The organism is Methanosarcina sp. 2.H.A.1B.4 (assembly GCF_000979385.1).
Lineage (GTDB): Archaea > Halobacteriota > Methanosarcinia > Methanosarcinales > Methanosarcinaceae > Methanosarcina.
The window spans coordinates 23511-41484 of the sequence record NZ_JJOV01000025.1 but is presented as its reverse complement, the minus strand read 5'-3'; the positions used below and the strand labels follow the sequence as shown (position 1 = coordinate 41484).

General features: G+C 44.4%; 16 protein-coding genes, 1 tRNA gene and 1 pseudogene. 6 read left to right on the top strand and 12 right to left on the bottom strand.

The window, feature by feature from the left end; all coding sequences use genetic code 11:
- Positions 1–742: 742 nt before the first annotated feature.
- Positions 743–1300, top strand: coding sequence for a hypothetical protein (locus tag EO92_RS03980; protein WP_156165724.1), 558 nt, complete (start codon positions 743–745; stop codon positions 1298–1300).
- Between the two features lie 139 nt (positions 1301–1439).
- Here EO92_RS03980 and EO92_RS03975 read toward each other — a convergent pair.
- From EO92_RS03975 to cofD, 9 genes and pseudogenes are all read right to left on the bottom strand, one after another.
- Positions 1440–1706, bottom strand: a pseudogene (locus EO92_RS03975) (DUF2148 domain-containing protein); the annotation flags it as partial.
- Positions 1707–1878: 172 nt separating this feature from the next.
- Positions 1879–3039, bottom strand: coding sequence for an O-phospho-L-seryl-tRNA:Cys-tRNA synthase (pscS, locus tag EO92_RS03970; RefSeq protein WP_048169473.1), 1161 nt, complete (start codon positions 3037–3039; stop codon positions 1879–1881).
- Positions 3040–3359: 320 nt separating this feature from the next.
- Positions 3360–3638 carry a DNA-directed RNA polymerase subunit L gene (locus tag EO92_RS03965; protein ID WP_048134721.1) on the bottom strand — a complete coding sequence of 93 codons (279 nt, stop codon included), beginning with the start codon at positions 3636–3638 and terminating at the stop codon, positions 3360–3362.
- 116 nt (positions 3639–3754) lie between these two features.
- Positions 3755–4765, bottom strand: coding sequence for an exosome complex RNA-binding protein Csl4 (locus EO92_RS03960; protein WP_048169471.1), 1011 nt, complete (start codon positions 4763–4765; stop codon positions 3755–3757).
- A 439-nt stretch (positions 4766–5204) separates the two neighbouring features.
- Entirely contained in the window at positions 5205–5798 is a 594-nt protein-coding gene (locus tag EO92_RS03955) for an METTL5 family protein (protein WP_048134719.1), read from the bottom strand.
- A 62-nt stretch (positions 5799–5860) separates the two neighbouring features.
- The gene (dph2, locus tag EO92_RS03950) at positions 5861–6868 is read right to left on the bottom strand and encodes a diphthamide biosynthesis enzyme Dph2 (RefSeq protein WP_048169469.1); all 1008 of its coding nucleotides are present in this window, start codon (positions 6866–6868) and stop codon (positions 5861–5863) included.
- A complete protein-coding gene (gene hpt, locus EO92_RS03945) occupies positions 6849–7418 on the bottom strand; it encodes a hypoxanthine/guanine phosphoribosyltransferase (RefSeq protein WP_048161920.1) in 570 nt (189 codons plus the stop codon). Before hpt ends, dph2 begins: the two co-directional genes overlap by 20 nt.
- A 506-nt stretch (positions 7419–7924) precedes the next feature.
- Complete coding sequence (locus EO92_RS03940; RefSeq protein ID WP_235283171.1) at positions 7925–9082, bottom strand: FmdE family protein; 1158 nt, start codon at positions 9080–9082, stop codon at positions 7925–7927.
- 334 nt (positions 9083–9416) lie between these two features.
- Positions 9417–10340: a 2-phospho-L-lactate transferase gene (gene cofD, locus EO92_RS03935; protein WP_048161890.1), complete on the bottom strand. Its 924-nt coding sequence runs from the start codon at positions 10338–10340 to the stop codon at positions 9417–9419.
- Positions 10341–10470: 130 nt separating this feature from the next.
- Here cofD and EO92_RS03930 point away from each other — a divergent pair, with 130 nt between their 5' ends.
- From EO92_RS03930 to EO92_RS03910, 5 genes are all read left to right on the top strand, one after another.
- Positions 10471–11676 (top strand): HD domain-containing protein, encoded by a 1206-nt coding sequence (locus EO92_RS03930; protein ID WP_048161888.1) that lies wholly within the window; start codon positions 10471–10473, stop codon positions 11674–11676.
- 18 nt (positions 11677–11694) lie between these two features.
- Positions 11695–12075 carry a hypothetical protein gene (locus tag EO92_RS03925; RefSeq protein WP_048161886.1) on the top strand — a complete coding sequence of 127 codons (381 nt, stop codon included), beginning with the start codon at positions 11695–11697 and terminating at the stop codon, positions 12073–12075.
- Entirely contained in the window at positions 12075–12626 is a 552-nt protein-coding gene (locus EO92_RS03920; RefSeq protein ID WP_048134714.1) for a UbiX family flavin prenyltransferase, read from the top strand. Before EO92_RS03925 ends, EO92_RS03920 begins: the two co-directional genes overlap by 1 nt.
- Positions 12627–12778: 152 nt before the next feature.
- A tRNA-Pro gene (locus EO92_RS03915) sits at positions 12779–12853 on the top strand.
- Positions 12854–13249: 396 nt separating this feature from the next.
- The gene (locus EO92_RS03910) at positions 13250–13678 is read left to right on the top strand and encodes a hypothetical protein (RefSeq protein ID WP_048134713.1); all 429 of its coding nucleotides are present in this window, start codon (positions 13250–13252) and stop codon (positions 13676–13678) included.
- A gap of 179 nt (positions 13679–13857) precedes the next feature.
- On the opposite strand, the gene EO92_RS03905 is transcribed toward EO92_RS03910, so the two are convergent.
- From EO92_RS03905 to EO92_RS03895, 3 genes are all read right to left on the bottom strand, one after another.
- Positions 13858–15903: an ATP-binding protein gene (locus EO92_RS03905; RefSeq protein ID WP_235283170.1), complete on the bottom strand. Its 2046-nt coding sequence runs from the start codon at positions 15901–15903 to the stop codon at positions 13858–13860.
- Positions 15893–17233 (bottom strand): DNA double-strand break repair nuclease NurA, encoded by a 1341-nt coding sequence (locus EO92_RS03900; protein ID WP_048169484.1) that lies wholly within the window; start codon positions 17231–17233, stop codon positions 15893–15895. The genes EO92_RS03905 and EO92_RS03900 overlap by 11 nt, the downstream gene beginning before the upstream one ends.
- A gap of 230 nt (positions 17234–17463) precedes the next feature.
- A complete protein-coding gene (locus tag EO92_RS03895) occupies positions 17464–17961 on the bottom strand; it encodes a hypothetical protein (protein WP_048169464.1) in 498 nt (165 codons plus the stop codon).
- Between the last annotated feature and the right edge of the window lie 13 nt (positions 17962–17974).

Sequence of the window (17974 nt, the reverse complement as noted above, 5' to 3'; positions counted from 1 at the left end):
AGAAAGAAGTTTGCAGAATCAATAACAGCAGAACGTGAGGAAGTTGACGCTTATATCCCACGAAGCTGAAGACTTCGGGGTTTTACGCTCCTTCCCATAAATCCGCCTTTGATTTTATTGACCAATATGTCGATGAGGAAGTAATTTATCCTGCCGCAACGGAGCCTGAAAAGACCCCAATGCATCAAGATTTAATCAGTAGCCTGGAACCGATAAATTCCCGTTGTATTTATTCTGTAGCCTAAAATGTTTCCATGCTCCAAAAACCAAATGCTGCAAGGGTAATAGAGTAATTGCTCAAAAATTCAAAGATCCAACGTAAGGGGATTCATACTCATTTAAAGAATTTGGATAAAGGTGAAATACTCTGAAAGTATGGAGCTCAAGAACTCCCGTCTTCTTCTTTAATTTATAATCCAAAATATGCGGCATCATAGTATAAAAGAAAAGAAAAATGATGTCGCCGTTAACTTAAATTGTAGCGAACGTTCTCACTGAAAAATGAAAAATATTATTGGAAGAGGAGCCTGAAGATTACACCAAAAAAATATCAAAAGACGTATTATAAGGAGAATTCCTTCTGAATATAATTTCCAAAATTATATCGTTGGCAGGAATAATTCAAACAACAAAAACGGAATTCAAACAATAAAAACAGTAAATTAGTGAGTGGGAAAACATAGAGGAGGCTAAAATGAAAACTAAAAGAAATATAGCAATTTGTCTTGGATCTTTACTGATTTTGATGGGCATGTTTGCATCTACTGCAGCTGCAGAAGAAATAACATTGGGCCTTTCGGTTTCACCGGAAAATCTGGTGATCGGAACGAATGCCAAATGGACGTCAGTAGTTTTCCATGTGGAAGATTATAACGCGGATTATAAGGCTGGTGACATCAATCCTGGATCCATCACCCTAACAATCACTGACAGCGCAGGTAATTCTAAACCCATCACTGCAGGTGAGTACGATCGGAGTGAGATAACAGATGCGGATGGGGATGGTCTCGAAGAACTTGTTTTGATCTATCTGGCATCAGATCTGCTAGACACAGATTATCTCACTCTTGATGGCAACGGCTTGCAATTTGAAGCAGCTGGATCAGTCGGCGAAGAAGACACCTTCAGGGCAAGTGGTTTTGCCAAAACAATGATGATAGGTGATAAAGCAGGAGAAAAGTCAAAAAGACCTGCTGATAAAGGATCCGGAAGTGGAGGATCTGGAGGTAACGGACCTGGAAGTGGAGGATCTGGAGGTAACGGACCTGGAAGTGGAGGATCCGGAGGTAAAGGAAAGTAAAACTTAAGCCAGAGGAATTTTTCATTTTTGACAAATTTAGGGCAGGATTTGAGAAAATTTTAAGCTCAAGTCCTGCCTCAAAAATATAAAAAACGTATACTTTTTTTATTCAGTTTCGTAGAATTCAGCCCTTTATCGGTCAGGATTTGGCTTTCCTCGTAGACTCCCTGTCAAAGAAAATATTCTTCCCCTTAACGCTCAGCGGGAGCCCCATTGCCACATCCGCATCGATCATCTCAAAATAACAGGCTGCAGCCCCTGCCGAATAGAGGACACGGTTGTCGATGCAGAGGTCTTTTGCTTTTGCGGCAGCCGAGCCCACGGCAATCCCGAGGTCAAGGTACTTGATCATGCACTGAGGACCGAGAAACTCTTTCTGCACCTTTTCGTGTTCAAGCATCTTTTCAGAGAAATCCATCATTCGGAATAAGACCTTTTCAGAGAAATCCATCATTCGGAATGAGAGTCTAATCCCGGTTTCAAAAGGTAGATTCAAAAAAAGTAATCATGATGCCCGGATTTCGGGACAGACTGTCAGATTACTCCCGGGCATCAAAAACGATCTGATTTCGCGGATTTTAAATAGTTTCGTACTTTTTCAGGATATCCTCGAAGGCTTCCGCAACAACACCGAGCTTTTCCTTTCCGACCCCGAAGGTGCTGAGCTTGAAATACTTTGTCAGCCCGGACTTGATGCCGTGGATGTTGCGGCTCTTCAATTCCTTGTATAGGAAGTACCTGCCGTTCTTTACCTTCTGGGATATCTCGTAGAAACCCGGTGCTTCGAAGAACATAAGGTCGTGAGAATGGGGTTTCTGTCCGCGCTGGATAAAGCCCAGATCCTCAAGCTTTGCAGAGAACCAGCGGGCGTTTTCGACTTCCTGGTCCCAGTTCCGGACGCGCTTTACAACTTCGGGGAAAGATGCCATCAGGGTCATAACCGTAGCCCCGCGGGCAGTGCACCCGAGAAGTTCGACTTCCTTTGCCTTATTGTACTCGGACTTCCTGAACACTATCGGAGCATACTCTTCACTTACCCCGAGCACTCCAACCGGCCCGGACGCTGCCATGGACTTGTGCCCGCTGCCCACAATGAAGTCAGCCCCGATTTCTTTTGCGGAAACAGGCATCCTTCCAACACAGTAAGCCCCGTTCAGGAGGAGAGGAACATCGTATTCGTGGCAGACGGACGCTATCTTTCCGGCATCCGGGATGTTTCCGTAGCTCCCGTCAGGATATGTTACAAGGGCAAGAGCTGGAGGTTTTCCACTTTCTTTTATGACTTCTTCAATTGCAGTGCCGTAACCTTCCGGATCCATGCGATATTCGGGGCTGCCTGCATGTGGTACGGCTTTGATATTCAAGCCGGCTCTTTCAGCTGCAACGTAAGAGGAGTAGTGGGCAAGCCCGTCAAGCACGATCCAGTCCCCGGGCTTTCCCATAGAGTGCATAACTGCAAACTTGGACTCTCTTGCCCCGTTTGTGACCCTTGCCTCATCACAACCCAGGAACTCTGGAAGAGCCTGGTGTACGAAATCATGAATAGGGGGTTTTTTGATCTGGTCCAGAACCCCTCCACAGAAGTCGCAGACAGAGTAACCGTCTCCCCATTCAACAAGAGTCTGCCTGGCAGCCTCGGTCAAAAGCCCGCCAGTCTGAAGAGGGTCAATATTTATGCTGCCAAGGGTTTCTCGCTTTATGAAACCAAACTTCTGTAAATATGAGTCGTCAAGTGTCATATTATGTATACCTCAGTGATAACTGTAAATTTATGATTTAACCTGCTTAGAGCTCTACGTACCAGTGGTATTATCACGAATTAATAAAAATGTATTCCAGAAATAGCTATAAAAAGGACAGTGAACTACCGTAGAAGTAAAATTCCGTAGAAGAAGACTGCCATAGAAGTGTTAGGCGAATTTCATTTATATAAAAGCGTAAAATGAAAAAGGAAATACTATCCAAAAACCTTTACCTGAAAGTACAGAGCAGGAAAGGGTTCCTGATAAAGAAAAAGGAGCAAAACGTCTATTAAAGAGACGTCCTGCAGTCATAGGCTTCAGGCATTTACTGCCTTGCCGAAGACCTCAATAAACTCATCGCACTGAGCAACAATTATTGCTGCCGTTTCCTTTAAGATCAGAATCGGGTCCGTACCATCGGTTTTGATGTAAAGGATAGGATCACTGATGCTCACGTGTTTCATATCGTAAAAAGCTGCTTCAACCCTTTCATCTTTAATCAGGAGGTCCTTGAGAAGATTGAGAAGGGTATGAGTTTCGCCTCTGAACTCGACTTCGAGCTCGTTATTTGTTTTGTTAATGATGTTCAGTTCCATTGGTGACCACCTGTAAATGGTGAATAATATAGCCTGCTATAAACAGCCTGCCATAAAATACATAATTTATCATAAAATGTCGAAACCTGCATAAAGTAAGATAGGGAAAGAGAAATTTACCTTATTCCTTTCCCGTACTCGGTTGAAATCTTACGGGTTTCAGTCATATTGCAGACAGGGCATTTAAGCTTTTTCCCTTCCAGCACAAGTTCCCCTCTGCAGTTTGAACAGTAAGCTTTTACAACTCCAAGGGAATCTTCGGCTGTGGTAAGGCGCATTCTGTCAACTTCAATGACTTTGGCTCTTATAAGATCAGACGGTCTGAACTCATCTAACAGTCTCTTGACATAGGCATCCCTTACATTTGAAACGTGGACATCTCCGGGCCTTGAGCTGACAATTTCCCTGTTTTCTTTTCCTTCAATTGCTGCAACTTCCACCATTGCCCCGGACTCGCGGACGTCAGTGATCCTGCCGTAAATTATGTTTCCTACTTTAAGGAGATTTGGAGTAAGAGTATTTGGCTTAACCAGGACCACTCTGGCTTTTCGGTCAATGAGTACATTGCCTGTAGCAGTAGAATAAATATCTCCAGCAATTACCGCTGTTCCTTCGCCTGGTTTGAATTCCTCTGTAGTTCCGACAAGTTCTCCCGGAAGAACAAAACCTCCTTTTTCAAGGTCTTCTTCAGATCTCACGGCTTCTTCGACAGGAGGCCTGGATCCTGACATTTCCTTCCTATCTCGGGGAGTTTTCTTAGGATATGGGAACCTTCTCTTTTTGTTAGGGTCGCCTTTGAACTGATCTGTGGGCTGGTCTCTAGACTGACCCTTGAACTGATCCCTGGGCTGACCTCTGGATTGGCCCCTGGGTTGACCTCTAAACTGGTCCCTTGCCGGACCCTTGAACTGATCCCTGGACTGGGTTCGGGGCTGGCTTTTAAACTTGTCCCGGGACTGCTCCCTTTGAGGGCTCCTTGACGGGTCCCTTGACTGGTCACTTGACTGGTCCCTTGACTGATCCCTGCTTTCTGCAGTTGCAGGGACCGATTTATCAGCAATCGTCTTTCCTTCACCAGGACCTGTTAATTTTTTCCTAGTAGTTTTATTTTTTCGGATTCTAATCATGATCCCTCATTCGAATTATCGCTATTAGTGGATAGATAAGTCGTTTTAATGGTTTTTCAGTAATCTTTAGAGAGTTTTCTTTATAGAGTTTTTGGCGGCAATTGAACTCATAGAGAACTCATCTTCGGGAGGAATAGGAGTAATTTCCTTTCTTAATATCTTCAAGTTAATTCTTCCCTTGCAGCATGGCATACATTTCAATACATACAAATTAGATTATTGTAAAGTACCCCAGCTTATTTATTTCAGATTATCTGTCCCAAAGTATCTGTCTACGCCATGGATTTGTTCTATGTATTACGGATTTATTCTTAACACCATGACCTGTTCTCTATACAATACTCTATACAATAGAGTTATTAATTCCGCCTTTTAAAATGAAATCTGAAGATGTAAAGCTGTAAAACATGAGGCCTTAAATGGCTCCTGAACACAGGCTTTATTCATGAACAGCAACCCTGTAAATCTCTACCTCAATAATTTCTCTTTCTTTTTGATGGAAATCGAAAGTCCTTTTTAGAGGGAATTTCGCAACGTAAGAGTGTGTAATGACCGCAGGCTTAATGAACTTTTGGATAAAAGCAAGGCTTCCGCGGTTGTGGATGGAATATATTACCTCACTTGTTCTTAATGCTGACGAAAGAAAGGGTCTGTCCCTGCCTTTAACTCTTGCCCCGAATGGAGGGTTCATAAGTGTGGTTTTTACATGCCCTGAGACTTCCGTAATATCGGAGCAAACGAACTCCACCTCCACTCCAAGTTTTTCGGCATTTTTTTTTGCAACCTCAAGCGCCTTCGGGTCCGTATCATATCCCACGACCTCCCTGGCTCCCAGAAGTTTTGCCCCTATTGCAAGAATACCGGTACCACAGCCCAGGTCCTGGACTGATTCTTCAAGGTCTCCCTGCATATAAGCAAAATGGAGTATTTCCGCAGCAAGGGGAGAAGGAGTCTGGTATTGTTCCAGATCAAGTTCGGGATCGGAAAAACCTTCGACTTCTTCAAGCAGCATTTCAAGTTTTCTCTGTTTCATATCTTTTGTTTTCTTCTCTGTTTTATATCTGGCAAAAAGTTATACAGGCATTTGGTAAAAGGTTATACAGGTTCCTCGGTAATTTCATCCAGCACAAGCTTTTCCCATTCACGTTCTCCAAGCACGATCTCAAACTCCTGTGGGGTCAGCATAGGGGAAGGAAAACGTCCCACTTCATCCACAGCAAGCCTGGGACAGGCGGTGTTTACGAAAGCGTCTACCTTGAACTGAAGCAGCTGATCAGGAGTTACGAGATCGATAAGGATCAGGTGTGCTTCTTTTCCATGTTTCCTTGCAAGTTCTTTGAGAGAAGAAGCAAGTTCTATCCTCTTCTGCCCATTTTTGCTTGAGACAATGATCCCGAAAACCTGCGCATCCAGAGACTTTGCAATTACCGCACTCCGCTGGCGGAGAACCTTTGAAGGGTTAACCTCGCGGACTTCACCGGAAAAGGGATCAGCTGCAAGGACACGTTTTTTTGTGGAAAGGGATACCCCGAGGGGATGGAAATCCCCACTTCCGATATAAAGGTACTCATCACAATCTTCATCCCTCGCTGCCGAAAAATTGCAGCCGAGCACCTGCCCTGCATAGGCAATCCTGGAGTCACCACGTCCGATAACACAGGTTTTTCCCAGTTTTTCAAGCACACTGCATGCATCCGGAAGCTTATGGACATGCTGGACAGTGGTGATCAGACCTATTCTCTCTCCTTTAAGTTCCCGGACAGCCTTCTCAACAACAGGCCGGACATCAATTGAGGAGCGGGTTTCGATAAAGTACACTTTATCTGAAAGCTTGACATCTTCCAGTTCCGCATGCCCGAAGTGGAAAAGAATATCAACATGATCAAGGAGAGTCCGATCAAGGTCACATGCCCCAAAACAGGGGTCTCCTGAGATGAGAACCTCAGCTCCGGTAGCCTCCTCAACGGCTTTTGCAAGTTTCGGACCTTTGCGTTTCAGCCCTTCAGGAAACTGAAAGCCCACAAGCTTTGCTTTCGTATCCTTAATTACGCTGATTATATAGTCAGGCCTTAAATCGAATGCTTCACTGATCCCCAAAGACATCCTTTATCTCCACGCCTTTCTCACTAACATCAATTGTGACGAGAACCTTGGGTTTAAATCCGAGTTCCTTTAGCTTAAGATAGCCGTCTCCGCGCCCTATAACGGAAATTACATCTTTTACTTCGACGCCCATATTTTGTAACGCTCTTACAAGTGCAAGAAGAGTTCCACCCGTACTGATAACGTCGTCAACGATAATTATTCTGTCTCCCTTTTTGAGCCCATTTATATAGAGGACACCTTTCGAATAGCCTGTGCTCTGGGAGAGTTCCACTTCTCCTTCAAGGAAGTAAGGGCGCTTCCGGACGATGGTAAGAGAGATTCCGGTTTTAAGGGAGAGGGCATTTGCAACCGGGATGCCCATAGCTTCCACAGTCAGGATAGTGTCAACGTTCATATCTGCTATCTCTGCGATGTAATCGGAAATCTCTTCTACCATATGGGGATCGATGGAAGGTACACCATCAGAAATAGGATGGATAAAATAGTTATATTCCCCTCGCTTTATCACAGGGGAGTTAATTAGTGAATCTTTCAGTCTTTCAAGCATGGTTTTAACCTTTTTTGGCTGTCTCAATATTCCGGGAAGTAAAAAACCCTGAAATAATATCCTGCTCCCTTGAGGATACTGCCCCCCGAAGCGGATACGGATATACAAACACGCTACCGGGAAAGATAAATCAATTTCAGGAAACATTGAAGTACTTGATATAACTTTGGTTTTCCAGTTCCATTTACATCCGGGATGCAGGAGAATTTGTAATAAATAGTTATGTCAGTATTAATAAATTTAAGGATAATAAAGGTAAAGAATTCTGGAAAAAATAAGAGAGCTATAAAAAAGAATAGTTTGACTGTGGAAAAACGAAGACGGAAAAAGAAAAAACAAACATGAAATTATTCAAATAACAAGCACAAAGAAAAGAAAGTACCTTTCAAATTACGTATCTTCATACCAAAGAAAAAAAAGCAAAAAAAAAGCAAAAAGAAAAAGGGTTAAAAAACCCGTTAAAAGCTCTCAACTATAAAATATCAGGCTTTCATTCAGGCTTTCATTCAGGCTTTAGATTTATTCATCCATCTGCCGATGCCAGGAAACCCGTTTCTTGAGGGATTGACATTTCCTGCCGGGTTGAGCAGCCCAAGAACAACATAGGGATTGGCACCCGCCTGTTTCATTTCGCTCAGGGTACCCTCATCAATGTCAATGACTGCGATTTCCGTAACAAGTCCTTCCTTATCCCAGTTTTTCCTGTCCATAAGACAGAGATCTCTCAGATATTTAGAAACCCAGGCAGGATCATCTTCTTTTGCCCCACATTCCGCACTCAACGCATCAAAGTCAAACCCGAGTACCACTGCCTGCATAGTTCCGGCGTTTTTATCCGTAACCACGAAGATTCCGGCAGGAGAGCCACCAATGGCTTCTATTTCTTCGGCTGTCAGCGCAGATACCCAGACCCCTCCTTTTCCAGGAGATGCATCCCAGCGCTTTACAAAAACATCTTCTTTACACCAGTTGGGGCAGGAGAAAACCGTATAACTTACCCCTTCTTCAAGCGGGTAATTCTCTTCCATCCAGTTTGCAAGTACATAACCGCTGGAAACCCCGGGACAGAAGTGGTTGTGCAATTCCAGGCACTGCATCAGTTCATAATCTAAACTCCCGGTAGCCCAGCCGTTAGAGATTGTAAGGATGGCAAATTCACGCCCATCAAAAACCTTTGAGCCTACTTTTTCATTCCAGGCTGCTACGGACTCCGGGCTTTCGGAAAGGGCATCAAAGTTTATATTTTCCGTTACCTGGTAGCTGACCTTATTTTCATCTCCATATGAAACCTCGATAAAAGTACAGTCTCCACTGGATTTGTCAAAGAAAGCAAACCAGAGAGGGGCATTCCTTGCGTTCTGGACTATAAGCAGGTTCTTTGTGTACAGTAACTCCCTTCCATAAAACTCCGAATAGAAATCGTCCAGAAAAACATAAGACTCCGCAGGAGAACCGATGTCCGTGATTATAAGGGTGTCTTCAGGTCCGATGTCTCCGAGGCTTTCTTCGGCTGCGGCAAAAACCCGAGTCATCAACTCCTGGTTATCGGCTTCAGCTGCCATCCCTTGAATAGAACCAAGGGAGAAAACAAGTATTGTAAGTAAAACAAAATCTATGATTTTTGTTTTGATTTTCCTGTTAGCAATTACACTTCTTCCAATCATGCTTTTTCCTCTACTACCCGTTAATAAGTTATTTAATCGGGAAAAATAATGGCATTTACCACAGAATTAAACTTAAAAATTAAGACAAAATTCCAATTTTATGTTTTTTAGTGTTACAAAAGAAGAAAAAAGGGTACATAAAACTTTCGAATTATGTTAACATTGAAGACCATATAAGTAGAAAAAAGAGAAAGAAAAGGAATTTGCGGGAAAAAGAAAAGAGAGAAAAAAGTTAAAAAGAAAATTTAGGGGAAAGAAAAGAGAGAAAAAAGTTAAAAAGAAAATTTAGGGGAAAGAAAAGAAAGAAAAAAAGTTAAAATGGAAAATTGAAAAATCAGAATACGGTGTCAAAAAGTCCGACTACGAACTCTGCCAGTTCCCTGCTTTTCTCTGTTGAGGTCATCAGGGTATCAGCACGACAGGCACGGCAGCCAAGTCTCTCGAAAGCGAATTCGTCTGCCCTGTCCCTTTCATCGAAAACAAAGACGTCAAGGAATTCCTGATAGTACTCTGCAACTCCCATGGAAGAGACTTCAAGCCCGCAGGCCTGCATCAGCTTCCCTGCAGGCCCGCTGACAGGAGCATTGCCTATTATAGGGCTGACTGCGACCACCTTTTTCTTTTTCAGCAGTTCCCTCATCCCCGGCAGGGAAATAATAGGACCTATGCTGGTTATGGGGTTGCTCGGGCCTATGAGGACTCTGTCATCCGTCTCAAGGGCTTCCAGGACCTTTTTAGCAACTGAAGCTTCGGAGACGCCTCTTATGTCAACTCCAAGCACATCGGGCTCTCCGTGTTTTCCAACCCAGAAGTCCTGAAAATGCATAACCCCATTCAGGGTCTCGATACAGGTAGAAACCGGGTCATCTGACATAGGTAGAATGCTTGCATCGATCCCTAAAAGGGATGCAAGCTTTACTGTAGCTTCCGTAAGAGATGCCCCATCCCGGATGAGGTTTGAACGGATAATATGGGTTGCACGATCCCGATCCCCGAGCCTCAGGCTTTCTTCAACCCCGAGTTCCTGCATGCGCTCATAAGTCCGGAAGGTATCGTTTTCTATACCCCACCATTTCTTCCGGTCGATCTGGTCTGAGAAGAGATAGAGCACTGTATCGAGGTCTGGAGAGATCAGGTTCCCAGAAACCCACAGGTCTTCGGCAGTGTTTACAACAACGGTCAGTTCCTCCGGCGGGAGGATTTCCTTGAGCCCGTCAAGGAGTTTGGGAGTTCCGGTGCCTCCTGACAATATGATCATGATAATACCTTTTCCCTGATTTTGTTTCAGCCTTCGGGTAGGCAGGTGCTTCTGTAACTTATGCAGTATCAAAGTAATAGCATCAAAGTAATAGATACAGCAATATATAATGACATCTGTCTAAAGAATAATGAAAGTTGTCCTTGATCCCGTACACGGTTACATCGAAATGGATGAAATCGTCCAGGAACTTCTGGCTACCCCACAGATGCAGCGCCTCAGAAGGATCAAGCAGCTTGGCTTTTCAAACCTTGTATATCCGGGAGCAAACCATACCCGTTTTGAACACTCCCTCGGGACCATGCACCTTGCCTCCATGCTGATGAAAAACCTCGACTCTATTGAAGAGGATAAAAAAAAGGAGATAAGAGCTGCCTCCCTTTTGCACGATGTAGGGCATGGGCCTTTTTCCCACGTAACCGAGAATGTTATCGACAAGTATACCCGGCACAGGCATGATGATGTAAAGGAAATTGTAGGGAAAGGGGAAATAAAAGAAGTGCTGAAAAAGCACGGGATTTCCCCCGGAGACCTTGCAAAACACGTCAAAGGCGAGACATCTTTAGGGCAGATCCTCAGCAGTGAGATCGATGTGGACAGGATGGACTACCTTGTCAGGGACGCTCATTACACAGGCGTTGCTTTCGGGGTCGTTGACTACAACCGCCTGATCAACCAGATGCACTTTTACGAAGACAGGCTTGTTGTCGACTACGGAGGATTGAAAGCTGCCGAATCCCTTCTGGTTTCCCGTTTCTGGATGAATACCTCGGTTTACTATCATCACGTGACCAGAATCTCGGAAGCAATGTGCTCAAAAGCCGTGGAGTACATGATCAAAAATAGGGAACTTGACCCGTCCAGGCTCAGGCAGATGGATGACACCGACCTGATAGCAGCAATGCGAAACGCAAGCGGATATGCAGGAGAACTTGCAAGGCGGCTGGATGCGCGCAAACTCTATAAGCGGGCGCTTTATACAGGGCTTGAAGATGCAGGAAAAGGTGTGCTCAAGCACCGTGATAAAATTGAGAGAACTGAAAAGGAGATTGCAGAACTTGCAGGAGTAGACCCACAATTCGTGATTGTGGATATTCCAAAGACTCCTGAAATGCTGGAAATGAAAGCAATGATAAAAGCAGATCACAGGATGATCCCGCTTAATGAAGCTTCACATTTCGTATCAATCCTGCAGGAAGCCCATATGGATAACTGGAGGATGGGAGTATACAGCCCGAAAGAGCACTGCGAAGCCGTGGGAAAAGCTGCAAAGGAATACTTTAACGTGAAAAAAACCACAAAACAATTTAAGCTGAGTGATCTGGAAAAAACTTAAAATACAGGAGTAAAACTTTTGTTTAAAACCACAAGGAAAGTTGGCAGTGTAGAAATCATACTCGAAGCAAAAAAGCTAGGGGAAGACTACCTGCTGACCCTTACCGGCGGAGAGGAGCATGCAGGTGCAGTTGCGGTCGGGCTATTTGATGAAAAAAGCAGGAGAGCCAGCTCTTCTGTGATCACACTGCCCGGACACAGGGAAGAGCAGCTTGCCCTGGACAGCGCAAGGCGGGTAAGCAGGGCAACAGGAAAGACATCGGTATTTGTTGCCGGAATTCATGTGGATAATATCAGCCAGGAAGAGATAGGGGAAATAGTCTCAGCCGCAGAGGAGATGGTTGGAAGCTTCATCGCCTCCTGTGAAAAAAGTGACATGACAGCAAGGAGAAGCGAATAATGGAAATAACTGTAGGAATTAGCGGGGCTTCAGGGGTACAGTATGGGATCCGCCTTCTTGAAGTGCTGGCGGAAAAAGGGATTAAGACCCATCTTGTACTGACTGAAGCTGCAAAACAGATAATCGAGATCGAAACTGATTATTTACCCATTGAAGTGGAAAAACTTGCAACCTGGAATTATTCCCAGAAGGACTTTTCAGCGCCTATCGCAAGTGGTTCCCATAAAACGGCAGGCATGGTTATTGCTCCCTGCAGTATGAAAACTCTCGGGGCAGTTGCAAACGGAATATCTGACACCCTCCTCACAAGGGCTGCAGACGTCTGCCTGAAAGAAGAGAAGAAACTTATCCTGATGACTCGCGAGACCCCTCTTAATCTCATACACCTCGAAAACATGCTGAAGGCTAAAAAAGCAGGGGCAAGTATTCTCCCGGCATGCCCGGGCTTCTATTCCAGACCGAAAACCCTGGATGACCTCATAGACATCATGGCTGGCAGGGCGCTTGACCTTTTAGGAGTGGAAAACGACATCTATCAGCGCTGGGAGTGACGGAAAAAGGCTGAGGATCAGGGGGATCCCAACACAATGGCAAGAATTAATGAAAGTGGGGCTGGAAGTTTTGAGTCGTAAAGTCAGAGTACAGATGCATGTTCTAACGAAAGCTATATAAAGGATAATAACCTTTGAGAGGAAGTACCCTTGGGATAGTAGGGTAGCTTGGTCCATCCTCGAGCGTTTGGGACGCTTGGACCGCGGTTCAAATCCGCGCTATCCCATCATTTTTTATCTTTTTTATAAAATGTTTAATCTTTTAGATAAAATCCTGGATTTTTTAGATAAAATGTTTAATCTTGTAGATAAAATCCTGGAAAGGAAATGTCTGTTTAATAGTTAAATTACTTCAGTTTACAGCATAAAAGATATTATTTTTGAGAATTACAATAAAAAGATATTAATTTTTAGGTTATATCTTTATAAATGACGGGTAATTTTAATACAGAAAACAGATAATCCTGTTTTAGGTGTGAGTTAATAACTCACAGAACTAACTGATTTAGAATCATTTTAATATAGAAAACTTACTACTTATTTTAGGTGTGAATGAACTACTCCCTGGAACTCACCCTTAAAAATAAGACTATGTGAGCCATATTATGTAGGGGTAACATATCATGAAACAGACTCTTGAAACATTAAAAGGAAAGATAGCCGAAAAAACCCTGACATCCGACGACCTCTTTGCATTTACGGAAAGGCTGAAAGAAAGTATGCGAGAAGGAGCCCCGATTGTCAGGAACGTCTCGCCTGCAAACATCGACCTGCTCGAGATATATGCATTTGCCCTGCAGAAGATGGAAATGGCAAACGCAGACAGAGACAGCGGACTGAGGGCTGCGGACTGGAGAGAAAGTATCGATGACTTCAGCAAACTCAAAGCGTTCGTAGACAAACTGCAAGAGAGCGAACTTATCAAAAGAGTTTCCTGGAATGTCGGAGGCATGGCAATTTACGACATCGTCGACTCCGAAGCCTATAGAACTTATGTATACTGGAATATCCAGGCTGTTCTGGACAATATGCTGCTTTTCGAAAAACTCTGAAACGGCAAAAAGAAGATAAAACCTGAAAAAACAAAACCTGAAAGAAAATGCCGGGAATAAAAATTGCCCGGCAGAGAGGAAAAAGTACATGCCTGCCCAGTAAGGGCATGTGCTGACATCCCCTTTCAGGATCAGGTTTTAAACATTTTGGAATTTCCTTTTTTGTGGACTGTATTCTCTTAGCGGTGTCTCACAACGCAGTTTGAAAGCCCGAGGATTTCCACAATATCACTGTTGTCAGGGCTGTGGATTATCATCTGCCCTTTTTTGAGATAGGGAATCCTGCGTTCGTATTCTTTAGGGACTTTTAAGGCTGAGATTGCAGCATCATTATTGAGGTTAAGGATCAGCTTTGTGTTGACCTGCTTGAAGACGGTGTCATCAATATCCTGAGGGTCCTGAGTGATCAAAAAGAGCCCCAATGCTTCTTTTCTTCCCTGGCGGGCTGCATCTGCGAAACGGGAGATGATAAGGCGGGAATGTTCACCGTTTGCACTGGAAAGATAGCGGTGAGCCTCATCAAGTGCCAGGATTATTGGAGTTTCTTTGATCGCTTCTACACCCGAGGTGCTGAGTTTATTGTCAACAATCAGGCTCATGATTGTGAGCACTATGAGGTCCCTGATTCTGGGAGAACTTATGTACTCGGTTGGGAAAACCGAAACCTGCCCTGGCTTGAAGATTTTATCCAGAATTTCGGTGATTGGAGTTGCATCCTGGTCAAAAACCTTTGAGAAAAAGCGGCTTTTTACTCTCCGCACGATCCCGTCATAAGAGGACTCATGCAGTTTTCCACTGTCAACATAGTCGGAACGAGTACCTTCATTTTCAATATGGCTAATGAAGTTCAGGTAGGTATGGGGAACGCTTGATTTAAAAAAGTCCCCGAGGAGCACTTCAAGCCCTATATGCTGAAGTTCGGACATCCCGGCTGCCGCAATCAGCCAGGAGTTGTATTCCACAAGAGAAAAAGGAATTGTAAACTCGACCTGTTCTGCCCTTGACCTATCTCCGGGATATTTCTGCCCTTCGACCTTTGCTACAAAAGCCTTTGTGGACTGAATCCTGCCATAAGTGACATTTTCAGACTCGAACCTGAATTTGTCCTCTTCGGTAAGGGTTTCGTTATCCTCAAAAAACTGAGAATATTCATCCTGAGGGTCCATGATTACCAGGCAGGGATTTTTCTGGGCTTTATCGGGAGAATTCCGCAGCCGATACCTGTTGTCTTCAGTCATGAACTGGCGCAGGATGTTTTTTGAGAGGAAAGTCTTTCCTGTCCCCGTGCTCCCGCAGATCAGCATGTGCCTGAAAATAAGGGGGTCGCCCAGCAAATAGTCGTTTCTAAGGTAATAAGCAACTGTTTCGGGCTCTGAGTGGGTCTTTACAAGTTCTCCTCCAACGCTGAGGTGCCCGAGGAAAACCCCCTCTTCCGGAATGTTCAGGCCCGTCTGGACTTCAAGCCTGTCCGTAACAGGCAGTATGGGAGTGTTCGGACGGGGAATTCTGTCTGCCATCCTGCGCGTGAGTGCACTCTCTGCTTTTTTCCGGTACAGGATGCAAAGGGGGTCAAGGCAAGCAAGGAACTTGTAGTCTGCCTCATTCATAGGGCTTGCCCGGGCATTCAGCATGCGCCTCGAGTGGATTTCAGTTGCATCATCTACGGCAAACTCCTGCCTGTACTGAAGTTTTCCTACCCTTGCAAAGAGTTTATCTCCACCCTCATACGGCACAACAACATATGTCCCGAGCCGGATCTCACTCCTGCGGGCAGAAGCAATGTATCCTGTAATTGTAGCTCCGGAGGGGGTTATTTCAAGAGGTTCTATGCCGGTTGTGACGATCCCGAAAGCTTCATCCAGAGATGGAGTAACTCCGGAGGTTCCGATATCATAGTCATCAAATGCTTCAAATGGAAGTTCGTCTTTTTCGGAAGGCCGGGAAACGGAAGAGCCGTCCGGAAAAAAAGAGTTCTGCGGGTCATCTTCCATGGGAGCCTCAGCTGAAGGAACAGGGAATTCTTCAAAAGCTGGCAGAGAGTCCGGACCGGAGGCTTCCGTAAGCAGATCCTTTTCCAGGCATTTATTTTCCTGGCCTTTCGCCTCATTCTCGGGACTTTCCTTTGATCCTGCATTTTCTTCTGATCCGGTGTCCTTTTCAGGAGCAGAAGTCGGTTTTGACTTGTTAGAAATAAAAGCCAGAATATCGGAATCTTCATATTTCATTGATATTACCCCACCGAGTGTCATTATAAGTGATATCAGGACTCATATTTTCAAAGAATTTATCGATCTCTCCCCTCTCCACTTTCCTGATTTTTGCGAGGTGGTCTGCCTTTGTGAGGGTAAGGGGAAACCCATGCAGAGAAAGGTCAAAGAGCACTTTTTTGGTAATTTGCATGCGCAGGGAATCATCCTTAATAAGCCCATAAGGAGCTTCAACCTTAAAAACCACATCTGTGGAAGGCACGTAAAGCATGAAGAAACAGAGGGCATAATCCTCAGGCGAAAACTTATGCCTGAGCTTTTGCTGGAGCGTGTCCCCGGCTGCAAGAGGGGAAGTCCCATTAAGCAGCTTCTCGTAAAACCTGTTGGGCTGTAAAAACCAGTTGGTGTAAGTAATATAAGTATTTCTGGAACCGTTAAACTTACCGTTTTTCCCGTTATTTTTGGAATTTCTTCCATCATGCCCCTGCCCGGATGGGCTATCAACTTTCTGAGGGGAGAGGAGGTTTCGGAAAAACTGAGCGTCAAGCATCCAGGGCAGGTCAAAAGCTTCCCTTTTCTTCCGGACACCGTCCATGATCTGCTTGTCAGTCGGATTTTTGACAAATCCTATCACAGGTTTCTGCTTTTCCAGGAAATGATCCATAATATCAATGTAATTCTGAAGGATTTTTCGGGCATCATTGTTCTGCCGGACTTGCACTTCCTCGTCGTCCAGCACCATCCAGTACATGAGCTGTTTCGGATAAATAGGCCCGTCAATTATGAAAAAGCTCTCCGGCTCCAGCATGTCCTTCATGAAAAGCATGTGCTCGGATTCTGCCAGGTACATGGCAAAACTATGCACCATGTCAGGAGCCTTTCTTTTCAGCTCGTCCGGAGCAATTGTGACCAGCTTTGCCCTCCCAAGCCCTTCATCAAAAGTTTCCCAGCCTGATGTCGCCTGCATTGCTATCCTCTGCGAAGAGGAATAAGCGGCACAAACAATTGTTCTGCACCTCTGTAGATCAAGATCAGTAGGTGTTGCAGCCAGCCCGCAGTGACAAAAATCCACAAAAAGCCCGCTGTCATAAGTCTTCGGGTTCGTGCTCCCGCTGTCACAGGCATAAGTAATAGGATATGGGTCATCTCCCTGTGCCATCAGTTCGGTCCTGACCATCCCCCGAAAAAGCCTGCCCACGGCCTTCAGGATGACCTTCCCGTCAATCTTCAACTCCTCAAGCAGAGAATAAATATCTACCGCCGTCCTGGTTTCCTCAAACTCAAATGAACGGTCAATCCTCTCTGCAAGCTCCGAGATCTTATGCATATGCACGGGCTCAAGGGTCATGAATAAAAGATACTTTAAGAGTGATATATATTTGTTGAGTGAAAGCCGAAATTGGAGACAGGTTTCCTGAAAAATAACTTTTAATAAAACTTCTGAGATTGAAAATGCCCTAAAGGCTGAAAGAAGAAATCTAAGAACAATATTCATACCTGTTTATCAGACATATTCTTTAAACAATTGAATATGTTGGAGGAAAAAGGGAATTCTTACGCAAATACTAAACAGAAAATTTATTTCAACACCCCATTTTTCCAGAAAAAGTTCTTTTCAGGATTTCGTTCGAACTTTTCAAATACACTCGGATAAAGCGCCGGATACCTTGCTTCTTCAAGGGGAATGCAGAACATTCTTTCCGGATCAGACGGATCTCCACCAAATCCTATAGCAATGAAGAAAGGATGTCTGTTTTCTCTGGCAAAGCCCTGGTAACGTTTTAACTGCTGGGGATTGGACCAGTGAAGTTTTCCTTCATATAAATCTGACCTGAACTTGCACTCCACATAAAAGAGTTCGTTGTTTGGGACATAGCGAATGGTAAGATCAGGCCCCGCATCTGACTCTACAAATTTATCGTGCTTTCGAGTAATGTCTGTACTCCATTGAACTATCGAAAAGTACCTATTATCAAAAAGATCCGCTACATACTTTTCAAAGTCGTTCCCTTTTTCTACAGACTCGTCTTCCGTCAATATCTCAACAACTTTTGCAATCTTACCAAAAAATCCCATGATATAGCCCCAA